Source organism: Candidatus Zixiibacteriota bacterium (assembly GCA_036480375.1).
In the GTDB taxonomy this organism is placed as follows: Bacteria; Zixibacteria; MSB-5A5; order GN15; family JAAZOE01; genus JAZGGI01.
The window spans coordinates 1-13499 of the sequence record JAZGGI010000037.1 but is presented as its reverse complement, the minus strand read 5'-3'; the positions used below and the strand labels follow the sequence as shown (position 1 = coordinate 13499).

13 protein-coding genes are annotated in these 13499 nt (G+C 41.4%); 3 read left to right on the top strand and 10 right to left on the bottom strand.

The features are described from left to right. Positions 1–3: 3 nt before the first annotated feature. The 4 genes from V3V99_11945 to V3V99_11930 all read right to left on the bottom strand — a co-directional run bounded on the left by V3V99_11945 (position 4) and on the right by V3V99_11930 (position 4820). Complete coding sequence (locus V3V99_11945) at positions 4–399, bottom strand: hypothetical protein (GenBank protein ID MEE9443366.1); 396 nt, start codon at positions 397–399, stop codon at positions 4–6. 12 nt (positions 400–411) lie between these two features. Then, positions 412–2547: a glycoside hydrolase gene (locus tag V3V99_11940; protein ID MEE9443365.1), complete on the bottom strand. Its 2136-nt coding sequence runs from the start codon at positions 2545–2547 to the stop codon at positions 412–414. A gap of 22 nt (positions 2548–2569) precedes the next feature. After that, positions 2570–3250, bottom strand: coding sequence for a tetratricopeptide repeat protein (locus V3V99_11935; GenBank protein ID MEE9443364.1), 681 nt, complete (start codon positions 3248–3250; stop codon positions 2570–2572). A 121-nt stretch (positions 3251–3371) separates the two neighbouring features. Further along, positions 3372–4820, bottom strand: a complete 1449-nt coding sequence (locus tag V3V99_11930; protein MEE9443363.1) for an outer membrane protein transport protein — start codon at positions 4818–4820, stop codon at positions 3372–3374. A gap of 296 nt (positions 4821–5116) precedes the next feature. Between V3V99_11930 and V3V99_11925 the strand changes: the two genes are divergently transcribed. Continuing rightward, positions 5117–6040: a hypothetical protein gene (locus V3V99_11925; protein ID MEE9443362.1), complete on the top strand. Its 924-nt coding sequence runs from the start codon at positions 5117–5119 to the stop codon at positions 6038–6040. Positions 6041–6065: 25 nt separating this feature from the next. On the opposite strand, the gene V3V99_11920 is transcribed toward V3V99_11925, so the two are convergent. The 3 genes from V3V99_11920 to V3V99_11910 form a co-directional block, all read right to left on the bottom strand. Continuing rightward, positions 6066–6824 carry a class I SAM-dependent methyltransferase gene (locus tag V3V99_11920; GenBank protein ID MEE9443361.1) on the bottom strand — a complete coding sequence of 253 codons (759 nt, stop codon included), beginning with the start codon at positions 6822–6824 and terminating at the stop codon, positions 6066–6068. A 194-nt stretch (positions 6825–7018) separates the two neighbouring features. After that, positions 7019–8200, bottom strand: a complete 1182-nt coding sequence (locus V3V99_11915; GenBank protein MEE9443360.1) for a crosslink repair DNA glycosylase YcaQ family protein — start codon at positions 8198–8200, stop codon at positions 7019–7021. Positions 8201–8290: 90 nt separating this feature from the next. Then, a complete protein-coding gene (locus V3V99_11910) occupies positions 8291–8899 on the bottom strand; it encodes a hypothetical protein (GenBank protein ID MEE9443359.1) in 609 nt (202 codons plus the stop codon). A 290-nt stretch (positions 8900–9189) separates the two neighbouring features. Between V3V99_11910 and V3V99_11905 the strand changes: the two genes are divergently transcribed. Further along, positions 9190–9552, top strand: a complete 363-nt coding sequence (locus V3V99_11905; GenBank protein ID MEE9443358.1) for an RNA-binding protein — start codon at positions 9190–9192, stop codon at positions 9550–9552. A gap of 123 nt (positions 9553–9675) precedes the next feature. On the opposite strand, the gene V3V99_11900 is transcribed toward V3V99_11905, so the two are convergent. The 3 genes from V3V99_11900 to V3V99_11890 all read right to left on the bottom strand — a co-directional run bounded on the left by V3V99_11900 (position 9676) and on the right by V3V99_11890 (position 12438). Then, on the bottom strand, positions 9676–10764 hold the full coding sequence (locus tag V3V99_11900; protein ID MEE9443357.1) for a hypothetical protein: 1089 nt from the start codon (positions 10762–10764) through the stop codon (positions 9676–9678). 222 nt (positions 10765–10986) lie between these two features. Further along, the gene (locus V3V99_11895) at positions 10987–11442 is read right to left on the bottom strand and encodes a hypothetical protein (GenBank protein MEE9443356.1); all 456 of its coding nucleotides are present in this window, start codon (positions 11440–11442) and stop codon (positions 10987–10989) included. A gap of 213 nt (positions 11443–11655) precedes the next feature. Further along, positions 11656–12438 carry an MBL fold metallo-hydrolase gene (locus V3V99_11890; protein ID MEE9443355.1) on the bottom strand — a complete coding sequence of 261 codons (783 nt, stop codon included), beginning with the start codon at positions 12436–12438 and terminating at the stop codon, positions 11656–11658. Positions 12439–12686: 248 nt separating this feature from the next. Between V3V99_11890 and V3V99_11885 the strand changes: the two genes are divergently transcribed. Continuing rightward, positions 12687–13334: an HAD-IB family phosphatase gene (locus tag V3V99_11885; GenBank protein MEE9443354.1), complete on the top strand. Its 648-nt coding sequence runs from the start codon at positions 12687–12689 to the stop codon at positions 13332–13334. The last annotated feature ends 165 nt before the right edge of the window (positions 13335–13499 follow it).

Below are 13499 nucleotides of genomic sequence, written 5' to 3'. Positions count from 1 at the left end.
AACTTACAACTTGAGCTTATTCGCCAGCTCTCCAATAATGGGAATCTGGTGAGCTTTACCCTGAACGGCGAACATGATGCCGGCGACAGCCGCCCCGATACACCCGATAATAATCGCTGTCCAGAACAACTGGCTGAGATGTGGAAATGAAAAAATAAAGGCGATTATTTCGAAAAAAAACAAGACCAGGCCCTGCCGGGCATGGAAATAAACGTACTGATCATCGCGCATTTTTAGAAGGGGAATAAAACACAGAAACGGTATATAAGCCATAACCGCCATCATCCGCTTATCTTCAGACGGCCGGGTATCAAATTCATCGCTCTCTAATTCCGGAATTCTTCCTTCATCGGAAAACTTTTCATCCTTCTTATCCTGATTAAAAAAAGACTCAGACATTTATCCTCCGGATTACAAATCCCATACAATATCTTCCCCCCGCCCGGGTACGGCAAAATGAATCGGATCGCCCTGGGGCCAAATTTCAAGCTCGCGTTCATCTTCCAGAACACCCATGCGAAAATACAAATCTCCGCGCCCATCCGGGAAAAACATACTCTTTTTCAAGCCGATTTCGGCAATGTCGCCAATGCCGAATAATATATCGCTTTTGTCCCTAACCCAGTCAGGCACTTTACGTATTTTATCTTTTGAAAATACAAACTGGCCCTGACCGGGATTCACGATATCAATTTTCAAACTTAGACGATGGTTGTCAAGCAAAAAACCCTTCTCGGTGAAATCTAACCGGAAATAAAGATAATCGTCATCGGAAACGAAGTATAATTCCTTAATGGCCCGATCGACTCGATGCATCGCGCCTCCGGCCTTAAGACAATCGTATTTTCCGGCCCCGAGCCATTCATAGTAGTTCGTCAGTTTACCGTCGATTTGCGGCGTTACGGTACCCTCCGGAGCAGTGATATGTGAAACCGGAACAACCTGAGTTATTGGCGAGAGAACGTTTTTGGGCACTTCCAGCCCTAATGATGAATAAATAAAGCTAATATGTTTTCGGTAAATTTGATCAAACAATTCGTTATGAGTTCCTCGATGCTCGTCACCGTACCACCAGTTCCAATCCGAACCTTCGGCGGCCAGAAGCGATTTTTCGGCCCGGGCGATTATTTCCGCATCGTAATTCGGATGTTCGTCTTTGAATTTGTATAACGCCCGTCTCGCCTCCCATAAAATATCCCAGGCCAGGTTATCCTCGGCATGACCGATCCAAATGCGAAAATTATTATTAATCCAGGAACCGGCGAAAATCTTTTTGAGTGGTTTAGATTGGATCTTACTTATCGCTTCAGACATTGTCACCGTTTCAATCTTAGCGTCGGAAGAAAGTCGCTCAAATAAAAGATTTAAAAACTCATCACCATCATCAGGATAAAATTCCCAGCAATTTTCGCCGTCAAGTATGACCGATACGATATTAGTTTTATCCTCTCCCAACAAATCATCCAGCCGGTAAAGCTGATTCATAAAATCATTAGCCGCCCGATTGGCTTCCCATCCCGAATAGACAAATCCAATTTTATCCGACAAGGCGTGATCGCGGAAAAATATATGAATTGCCTCACCGGATGATTCATATCTATAAATACTATGAGGCCCTGATTCATTCCGATTGAATCCGGATTTTTGCGCGGAATTATACAATACCTTTTCATCCGAGGCCATCCATTTGATGCCGTTTTCGATTAGGATTTCGGCCATAGCTTCAGATATCGAACCCTCGGACGGCCACATGCCTTTCAAATCTCTTCCGAATTTTTCCCGATACATTTCAATCGCAAGAACTACCTGGCGCCGAGCATCCTCCGGATGACAAAAGCGATTTTGCGGTAGATTTATCCCCGGTAATGCTTCCCGGGCGGAATCAGTATCACATAATAACGGCAAAATCGGATGAAAATACGGAGAAAAAGAAACCTCAATTTTATCTTCCTCAATCAAAGACTTATACGCGGGTACAATTTCAGACATAAGCGATAACTGGGCATCGATAAGAAGAGACTTATCCTCTTCGGTAAACTTTTCTCCTTTGTTAAATAGACTTTTGTAAGGTTCACGTTTTCTGATAATCGGATCAACCCAAACCAGATTGCCCCAGACAATCAAATCCCTGATTTCCTGAACAGTCGAAGTTCGAGCCGCCAGTTCCGCGTTATTATTACAATCCTGATATTTTTTAAAAATCCGTCGATAGCACGGAAAAGGATCAATCATGGTCTCCGGATTGGCTTGAAAGAACATCTTAAACGCTTCGTTTTTTTCCTGAGAATTTAAGCTATCGGTAGGACGGGACGTTAATTCAAAGTGCCGGTCGGTAGATTGCTTCTCGCAGTAAAGATCAATCTGTTCCAAAAGCGACGGAACCAGATTAAACGTCATTTTTAGATTTTCAAAATTCCCGACCCGAACCGGCAGGTCATAGTAATCTTTGAGAGCATGCAGCCTGACCCACGGGAGCGCCATATTACCCGATTGGGGATCACGATAATAAGGCTGATGCATGTGCCAGAGAAAGGCGACTTTCAGCATTTCCCTCCCCCGGAAATAATCATTATAATTCTATGCCGTATTCTCCGGCCAATCTTAAGGCGTCGCGATAATAACGGCTGTTTTTATAATCATTGGTCAATTTGGCGAATATCACCCTGGCCGATTCAATATTCTCCGCCAGGGCGTAATGCTTCATGGCGTCAAAATAATACTGGCCGGCCATATCAAAATCAGGATATTTTTCGGCCGCAACCCGGTACATATCGGCCGCCCCGGCCATATCGCCGATTCCAGCCAGAGAGGCCGCGATTCCCGCCATAGCTGATGTCGTAAAATATTTGTTATTGTCTTCATATTCCGACAGATAATCCTCAAATGCGACTTTGGCTTCATTAAACTGCCTGGCATAAAATTGGGCATTGCCTAATTCAAAAGCCGCCTGCTCGGCAACGGCGGATGAACCGTATTCATCAATAATCAACTTATAATCGACAATCGCCAATTGATAGCTTTTACCTATTAATTGACTGGCGGCTCGATTATAAATTTCGGCGGCCATGATTTCTTTTCGGGATTGTTCTTGCTGTAAGAAGGTAATTCCCAGTACAATAAGTATTATAACTGCCGCTCCACCGGCAAAAAACACCCAGTTAGTCATGATATAATCTTTGGACAGAAGCATATTCGTCGTGAATTTGTCTTCTTTGAGATCCCGTTTGGTAATTTTAATATTCTGTGCCATTTATTTCCTTCTTCTGTAAGCTTGTCTTAATTTAATTATCGGAACATTTCCAAATCCTATCAGAAAAAAAAGGCGGAATCAAAACTTGCTTCCGCCTAATTAAATCTTTTAAGGCTTACCCTTAAAAATACCCGGTAAAGCTAATATTAATTTCATGCGCCTTGGGCTTAAGCTGTTGATTAGATATAGTCGCCGGTTCGTCCTCAAATCCAGTTGCGGTTAGAGTCTGTAAAATGTTTAATCCCGTAGAGGACGTATAGCGGTATGCAAAATCAATTTTAATCTGCGCCCAATGAATACCCGATCCAACGCTAAACTGCTGCATATTTTGACGGCCGCTGGCAGAAAATGTAGTAGTGGAGGCACCGGTCAGCTGACCATTATCATCCAAAAACATATGATCATTTTGTACGAAATCCTTCGGCTGAGGTAACTGATTGAATCTAAATCCGACCCGTAATGGAATCTGCCCATATTCACTGCTTAAGAAATATTCAATTCCACTCCCGACTCCGAAAGTGTTATTCCAGTCAATAGGTGTTTCCGTATAATAATCAGTTTTCTCTCCTCCCGGCGATATCACCGTAGAATCATTAGCAAACCAACTAACTGAACCGTACTTATCAAAATTAAAATCAAGAGTGATATTCATGTTTTCTTTGGGTGTCAGGCCAACACCAAATCCAACCGACAACGGCATAGCCTGTTTACTCGGATTATCATCGTCAAATATGCTAAAGGTGCCGTATACATGTTCTAATCCTTGGTGAGTCGTTAAGACTTCAAAAATATAATCTGAACTGTGTTTTAGCTTAAAAGGAGTTCTTACAGTTGCACCAAAGCTCATTTTATCCAATTTATACATTAACCCGATGAGAAAATTGAATCCATTACTTGCAGTTGAATCGGTAACATTGGTTTGCTGCATTACGTTAATAGATGAACCATCGAAATAAATAACGCTATCATATGAAAGGCTTTCTCCTGAAATAATGGTTTGTCGAGCGTCGTAAATATTGGCAAGAACTCCAAATGCAAGGCGGTCATATAATCTGGTGGAGAAGCCAAAATTAAAGGTTTGCAGATAAGATTCCCATTTTTGATAACTATCCGGATCCAAACCGCTCAACGGATTTGACTTTATATCAACCAGGATACTTCGATTATTGTTCCGAATATAATTAAAATTGAAAACCCACGGATGACCCTTTATGCGTACCGGAGCCATAAAAGAGAAATAGTTAAGCCCATTAATCTGGAGATTATTATTAGTAACCTCGTGAAGTGAAAAAGGGTCCGCGTCATATTTAAATTCGTCCCGCGGTTTGAATATATTATAAGATGCGGATATAAGCGGTTTATCCATTTGATATATTCCCGCGGGATTCCAACTACCTCCGCTGGCGTCATCAGCAAGACCGATAAAAGCGCTTCCCATTGCCATAGCTCTGGCTCCACCACCATAAAATCCAAAGCTATTCGCGTTGATGGCTGTATAAGGTGTTTGCCCAAATGCCAAAGAAACGCCAAGCAATATACTCAAAGTTAAAAGACCGATCAGCATCTTCATATAGAACTTCCTTCCGTTAATCGCGAGCTAAATATTTTCTCACCTTCTGCCTTGCGACAGATTGAAAATATAACAATTTAACAATATGCTGTCAAACGGTTTTACAATACTTTAACCCAATCAGGATAAATATTTTTATCTATAAATCAGCCATATTTAAGACGGTAATTCTACCTGTTTGTCAAACGTTTAACGAAAAAACATTTTCGGCCGAATATTTGCAATACTTGACGAAATGAAATTATTGCGTATATTTTATGGCTGAAGGCATATTTATTTAAATGCAAGATAAGTTCATGAAAACAAATAAGTTCTGCAAAATACTACTGGTTTTGCTTCTGTTTGCTCAGTTCGGTTGCGGTGGCGACGATGACGATGGTGGCGATAATCCCATTCAGCCTACCTCACCGGTTCTGCAAGCGTCTCCCAATTCTCTTGATTTCGGCAGAAGTAGCGGCGTCGAGGTTCTCAGTATCGCCAACAAAGGAACCGGCACTCTCGATTGGCAGGCGGCGACAAATTATGACTGGATTTCTCTAAACCCCTCCAGTGGAAGCGCCACCTCGGAAACCGACCATATCGCCGTGAGCGTCAATCGGAGCGGTCTCGATATCGGAGATGAATCGGGAACAATAATTGTTTCCTCCAACGGCGGCACCGATACTATCCTGGTTGAGCTAACCAAAGTCGTTCCCCTTGGCCCGGAATATTTCCCGATGGCCGACGGCGACACCTGGTATTATACCAATGCCATCGATGAACAAATTATCAGAACGGTTTCCGGCGACACGACAATTGCCCTTAGTACTTGCCGCAGAGTTTTACATAACGGTATCACGGCTGAGGCGTGGTCAATAGATTCATCGGCAACCGACACCGCCGGATATTATGTCCACATGCTGACCGGCGATGATATATATGTCTTTGTTCCCCCTCTTGCGATTCCCTTTAATCTGGAAATGGCCGGACCCCACAATTATAATTCGCAGGTATTTGTCAATAACGTCGGAGCCGGTTCGGTCAGCGGTCAATTATCATTTGTCGATTATGGCAAGGTACAGATACTGGGGAGGATTTTTGAAAGCGTAATACAATTGCATTATACGCCTGATGGCGAGCCAGAATACTATGAATTTTACGCGCCTTATGTGGGACTTCTCAATAACGGCGATATTGAACTGGACAGTGCTTTTGTCGGCGGCGTCTGGTACCGGCCATAATTTGTCAAAAAACCTGGAAGAATAACTACTTCTTTCTTCTCGGCTTAGTCCCGATTATTAAATTGCCGCGGTTCTTTTCAGAGATTTTCTCGCCTTCGACCGAGCCATACCCTTCTACATCATTAAATCCAACCTGTTCAAACATATTAACCAGTTCATGATAAGAATATGCTCTGATTCGCATTGGTTGCGAGCTTTCATCTCCATCTTTTACAAAATGCCACGTTCCGTGAATTAACGACCGGCGAAAATCAAATTTATTTTCTATAAGAACATATCCGTGGCTAATTCTTAGCCATTCCGACTCCTTGAAATCAGCAATGATAAAATCTCGATTGATGGTCTGGATGAGAAGTCTACCGCCCGGCTTCAGGGCTTTATAGAATTTTCTCAATACAAGTAAATTTTCTGATTCTTTCTCGAAATATCCAAACGAAGTCCAAAGGTTTATTACGGCATGAAATTTATTTTCATAATTTATTCGGCGCATATCGCAACATTCGGTCTTGATGCGAAGTTTTTTTGCGGCAGCCTTTTTGTCTAGCTCATCCAAATACCCTTGATAAAAATCAACGCCGGTTATTTTCATGCCTTTGCGAGCCAATGTAATTGTAGCCCGGCCGATCCCGCAGGGACAGTCGAGAACATGATTACCGGATTTCAGATTTAGCTTTTTAATTGCGAACCGAACAACCGCATTGGTAGCTTTGACCGGTACAGAATCAAATACCGGCCTGAAATCATCAAAAAACTCTTCCCACCAGTCTGCGTTTTTCTTTTTCATTTACTCTCCTCGTTAAATCGTAATTTACGCTATGGAGCTAAGCCAGATTCAATTTACTTTGGCTCTGTTTCGAAAGTGAGTTCAATTCCTCCGATCCATCCGGAGACCACATTATATAACCAGGCGCCTAACGATCCAAACACAAATCCCATCCCGCCGTAAAAAACCGGCAAAAATATTAAAGAGGAATATAACTATTTCAGAGCGTTCTTTATGGCAGATTTAATAATCGTTGGTATAATCTTTTCAATCTCAATTTCATCACATCCGTTAAACCGTGCGAAATCATTCAGTTTTTTGACCAGGGCCGGAAGCAACTTATCATATTCATCAAAACTATCTTCAAAATACAATTTGCGAATCAGTAAAACTTTTTTCTTTCTCTCCGCTTTGGCGTCAATGCGGCCGACAAATCTATCACTCCATAAAATCGGTAAAACGAAATAACCGTATTTTCTTTTCGCCGCCGGGACATAACATTCTAATGTATAATCAAATTCAAAAAGACCTTTGGTTCGTTCGCGCTGAATTATCAAATTATCAAATGGCGAGAGAATATGGATCTTTTTGGAAGTGCGTTTAAGATAATTTAATTTTTCGAGCGATTCCGGCAGAGCGTAATATTTTTTATTACTCTTACCAATTGAAATCTGAACCACTTCTTTGGAATCAATCATTGCCTTCAGTGAATTTTCAATCGTCTCTTTATCAACCGAATGAATATGCTCGCGAATTTCTTTATCGGTGGCAATGCCGTAAGATTGCAGAGCGCGCCTTACAAAAAACCGCCCGACTTCATCATCATTGGGAAAAGACGTATCAACCGTATCGGGCAAAACGCGCTCGGTCAAATCATATACTCGATGAAAATTACGCCGCTCGGTTATCATCAATTCCCCACGCCAGAATAGCATCTCGAGAGCCACTTTAGCCGGCCGCCAATCCCACCATGTCCCTCTCTTCTTATCAGCCGCCTGCGCGAAATCTTTGGAGCCCAATGGCCCTTCTTTATTAATCCGTTCCAAAACCGGCTTCATCAAATGACCGTATTTCTGATATCTCATCTTTTCCCATTTGCTGTAAGGATCACAAAATTTTTTCATCCGGGGCAGGTAATACCGATAATCAGACATCGGCAGATACGACATAGCATGACCCCAGTACTCAAAAATCCACCGATCTTTGGCCTGAAGTTCATGCAGCATCTGTCCATTATAATCCCCGCGTCTCGTCCAAAGGGTATGATGATGAGCCCGTTCGACGACAGAGATCGTATCAATCTGAACATAACCGATTTTCTCAATTACTCGGGCAATCCCTTCTTTACCAGCGGGGAATTTCGTTTTGCCATCAAGCAGTTGAGCGTTTAACGCCAATCTTCGCGCCTGCCTAATTGATATCGATAAATATTTTGTGTTGGTACGGGGCATGATGAATATAAATATATCTCAGTTCTATAAATGCAATCACAAATTAAATCGTTTTCCAAAAAATCCAACCAAACCGACTCCGAGGCGAACGGTAACTCCGTCCATACCAGCCAGATTCTCTCCTTTAACTTCAAATGTATCGTGTGAGATTTTTAGCCCGATATCGAGCCCCAGAGCGGGCGAGATCATCTTGACCACTCCCAGATTTATCCCGATCGATGTCTTGACGTAGTTGAATTCAAATTCATCATGATCCTGAAATTCGCCATAGGTAAAATATATCGTCGCGTACGGGAATAGAGCGCCCTGATTGTCTTCCCGATATTTGTCACTGTTATAAAAATAGCCAATCCTGGGCCCGATAGAATATTCCAATCGCCTTTTCTTTCCGATATCGATCGATTGCATTTCCGCGGCGGCTCCGAGATAAAATCCGTCGGCAAAAAATATCCCCAAATCCGGATTTATGCTAATCGTCGTTGTTGATTCTCCCTCCTCATCCTCATAAGCTTCCCCGGTCTGGCTTTGAAAATACAATTTCCCGCCGACTAAAAAATTACTTTGTCCGACCGGATTTGACTGAGGAAAAGCCAGACCCGCGGCGCAGATTATTAACAGCGCGGTAAAAATATACTCATTTTTCATATTATCCTCCCGGAATACTACCTGTATTTTATACTTAAATTTGAGCCTCTCCAACAAAATAATTTGTAAAAAGGGTGTTGACTTTGGGGTTTTTTGCCGTATTATAGATATGTGAATTAGAAATGTCCTGGACTATGGTTTTCTTTAAGATTGGTTTTCCTGATCAATTCTTCCAAGAATCTTAGATAAGGACGCGGCGCAATAATGCGCAATAATGGGTTTATCAAGGGTCGAGGAATTCTGGATCAGGAACCGCTCCGACATGTGATAAACGTAATACGGAGAGTAGAATGAAAATCTACGTAGGAAACCTGTCGTATCAAACGACAGAGGACGACCTTCGCGAAATATTTGCGGAGCACGGCGAAATTTCAAGTATCAACATCATCAAAGACAAGTACAGCGGTGAATCCAAAGGTTTCGGATTTGTTGAAATGGATGATGATGACAAAGCCAAAGAAGCCATAGCGGCGTTGCATGAAACCGAATGCAAAGGACGCAATCTGAATGTCAACGAAGCTCGCCCTCGCACCGATAATCGGGGCGGCGGTGGTCGCGGTGGTGGTTATGGCGGCGGTGGTCGCGGCGGCGGTGGTCGTGGCGGCGGCGGTCGTGGTGGTCAACGCGGTGGCGGTGGCGGCGGACGCTGGTAATCTTTGATTACAACGCCTGCTTACCAAAAGCAGCTTGAACTATAATTATAAGGGACTGACTGTGATGGTCAGTCCTTTTTTTTGTTTAAGAATAATTTATTGATTTACAAATTTGACTCTTGCCTATTCCACAAAATCTGCAGACGGTGTGAAATATACATTTTTCCTTACCTCTTTGCCATTCCATCTAGAAATATATGTTCCATACATACTTGCATTTTCTAATTGCGTATTGGGCAGAGTGAGATATCCATCGTTAAATAATCCGCGATGGCTAATTTTATGAAGACCGATCAAAGCTATAAATTTTATCCAACCGTGAGGTGCAATTTCATCAATCTTCAAGCTCCTTTCACCCAAAAGCAAATGCCCTTTAGGTATAAGTTTATTCATAGATTCCGCCTTAATATAACTTTCAATATCTTCAGCTTTATCATGTCCTACTTCTATCCAATCCAAAATTAATCCGGTCAACCATACAGTAAGGCTTAAATCCTTTATCCATAGATTGTCTGCATGATTGGTTAACTCTATTGTATATAATAGAAATCCAAGACTATCTGCGAACTCATTATTTATTTTTGTTTTGAAGAAATTCGGGAACTTACGCGCAATATCCAGTGCGGTAATATGACTGTAGTTTATAGAAACGTCTAAATCAACTTGTTCTATTACAGAGAATTCATAATTATCTTTAATATAATTGCCTGCCTTATCGGCAATAAGAAGACCCATTAAATAGTCACCATACGCTAATTCTTCATCCAATTTGAAACTCAAGGATTCCGGGTATTGAATCAGTTTTCCATAAATTGATTCGAATGAATTCCCATTCCTTAGCCTTAAATCTATTTTACATTTATCTAAATCCAAACCTGCTCCATCTTCGGAGTAATAAACAATGAACGATTCTGTAGTTTTATTTACTTTCTTCTCAATTGACACATCAGGGAATATGCCTGTAATGATAGGTGACGTATTATCTAGATAATTTAGGAAAGTGTATTTTGACAAAACATAATTTATGGGTTCAGAAAAAAGTATTGAAACAATTAATGTAAATAGTGTGGCAACGATTATTTGGCTCTTAGGGTAATGTACCCAACAATACTTTGTACCCCAAAGGGCCTTATTCTTGCATTGGCTCTTGGTGCTAATTGCGATTGCATTGCATTGCATTTTCTTATTTTTCTTTTCTACATTAATTATCATATCAATAAAAAGTGCAACAAGTATTTTTCCATATTCGAAGTCAGTACTTGGATGCTTGCCCTCCCAACCTCATACCCCGTATTGAACGATTTTCGAACCATACAATTTAGGTTTACACGTCCATAAGCAAGTTTTGAGCAGGTCGAAAGTCCTGACTTCGACATTCGCTCACAAAAGCTGATAACTCAATATCGAAACCACAGGGGTTTCGAACTACTCGGCTTAAGCAGTCAACCATCTTTTGATCAACTGATACGATTTTGATTTTGCGTTTTTAAGAACGGAAATAGCGTCGGTCATAATTAGCTTCTCCCAATCTTTGGGATTATTGACATAATCCGCATAATAACGCACATCAGTAATTTCTCGAAAATGCCGAAACCATACTCCGATTCTGCGATCAGGTGTACGAATATAGTTATAAGCCCCTTTTACCTTAACAAGCGCAAAAGGATAGTGGTGGACAATAATAAGCACCTGATCATCGGGCAACATTTCACTCTGGAAAGCCAAGTAGTCCTGTTTTCCTTTCTCCAAGTCGTCTTTCTTAATATCAGTCAGGTCTCCTACCGATTTTGCAAAATCAAGACCGATAAATCCGGCGGCAAGACTTTCGGCGGCGAAATATGTGGCCTTGGATGGTTCAGCTGGATGCAGTTGCATACGCCAATATGACATACTGGCTCCTTTCATAATACTTAGAATATTTGACCGGTGGCCCATCCGATTCCTATTCCTCACCGCGAATGAGTGAAACCGGTTCCCGTTACCGTAACCTTTAGCTCTAAACCTGATTTCGCTGCCCCGATGCCTGTCCGATTATCTCAATACCCCGTACTGAACGATTCTCGAACCATTTGATTTATTTTTCCGCTGCCTTAGGCAGGCATATCAGTTTTCCAGACTTACAGAATCAATTGTTACTTCGTCGTTTTCGGTCTTTTCTGCGCCGATAGTGGTGAATTCATTATGCCCCGGGTAGACAATGGTCTCATCCGGAAACATCGTATATAAACGTCTAACCGAACGGACTATCTCCTCAGGAGAGCCACCCAAAAGATATGTGTTACCTACTTTTCCTCGAAACAATACATCACCTGAAAAAAGAGAGTTATTAATATGATAGCAAATACTTCCGACAGAATGGCCCGGTGAATGGATTGCCCTAATTCTAAAATTGCCCAGTTCAAACTCTTGATTATTTGTAACGAAAATTTCCGGTTCTCCGAACGAATCAGGATCAAATTCTATAATTTTTTTCATTTCAGGATCCTTGGCCCATTCTTCTATAGTTTCCTGCTCGAAGTATTCATATGCCCATTCTGTCCAGACAAACGTATTTTTATAATCTTTTCTATGCATACAGACCAAAGCTGCCGGAAATTTATTTCTGATAGCCGGTAATCCTATAGTGTGATCGGCATGCCCGTGGGTAAAAAGAAAGTACTTTAGTTTTAGGTCTTGTTCGTGAATAATTGTCAGTAATGAATCTATCGGACCACCAACGTCGATAAGAGCGGCTTCCCGGCTCTGAATATCATATATCAGATAACAGTTGGTCTCCAATCCTGTGATCTGACGTTTTACCTCTAATCTTTTACTACCCGAGCAACCCGATATTAATATGATCGCCAATGCAAATATTGATACCGTTTTCACAGCGGATAGATTCATGAGACCTCTCCTGAGTTCTTTGAAGTTTATGATGAAACTACTGAATTGTCAATTGATAAATATCCCGTTAGGTCAAAAATCCCGACTTTTGACATCTGCAAAAGGAGTGCAGAAATGATCCTCTTTGGCAATACTGTTTTTCATTGATTCCTCTTGCCAATAGCAATGCGGCAGATTACACTACATTCAAGAATTGATGTGTAATACTCTTCCGAATGGAAAATTGTCGCTATAAAGGATTGCTGTAAATGAAGATTAAGACCGTTAGTTTCGACATGGATGGTACCTTAATCAGGAACACCGATTCCGTAAGATATCTTTGTATGCTTAATAACAATTTGAAAGCGCTTGAGAAAATACAAAGCCGTGAGAACGATGGGAGCATTTCGTGGATCGAGGCAGATTATTTCAAAGTAAAACTGATCAAGGGACTTGCCCTTAAGGAAGTTAAAGACAATCTCGCAAAGAGTATTCGGCTTATCCAGAATATAGACAAGGTATTATTATTATTAAGGGAGAGACGAATAGGATCAGTACTAATAACCTCCGGACCAATTCAAGTTGCCGACATCCTCGGGATAAAATTTGGCTTCGACAGTGTTTATGGCAGTGAATATGAGGTTAAAAATCGCAAATTTACTGGAAGGATTAAGACTCACCTGAACAAAGACGGGAAACTAAAATGCCTGATAGATTATTGTACAAAGTCCGGCATTGATTTGGAGCATTGTGTGGCGGTTGGCGATAGCGAATCAGACATCGCCATCTTTAGAAAGTGCAGAAGGTCAATTGCCATCAATTATTCCAACGCTTTGAGAGGAAAGGCATCCGAATACATTATCACCGATGACCTATTCGACATAATGGATATTCTCAAACCCTGGCTGGCGGGATAGAAGCCTGTAAGGAATTTTGTGTAAATGTAAATAATTGATTATGCTTCGAAATTAAAAAGAGAAGCATTTACACAGGAGAATTAACATGAATTCGATTGATCCCGCTTTAATTAAAGAACTTCTCAAAGATTATAAGAATCCCGAAAATTTGATTGGTAAAGACGG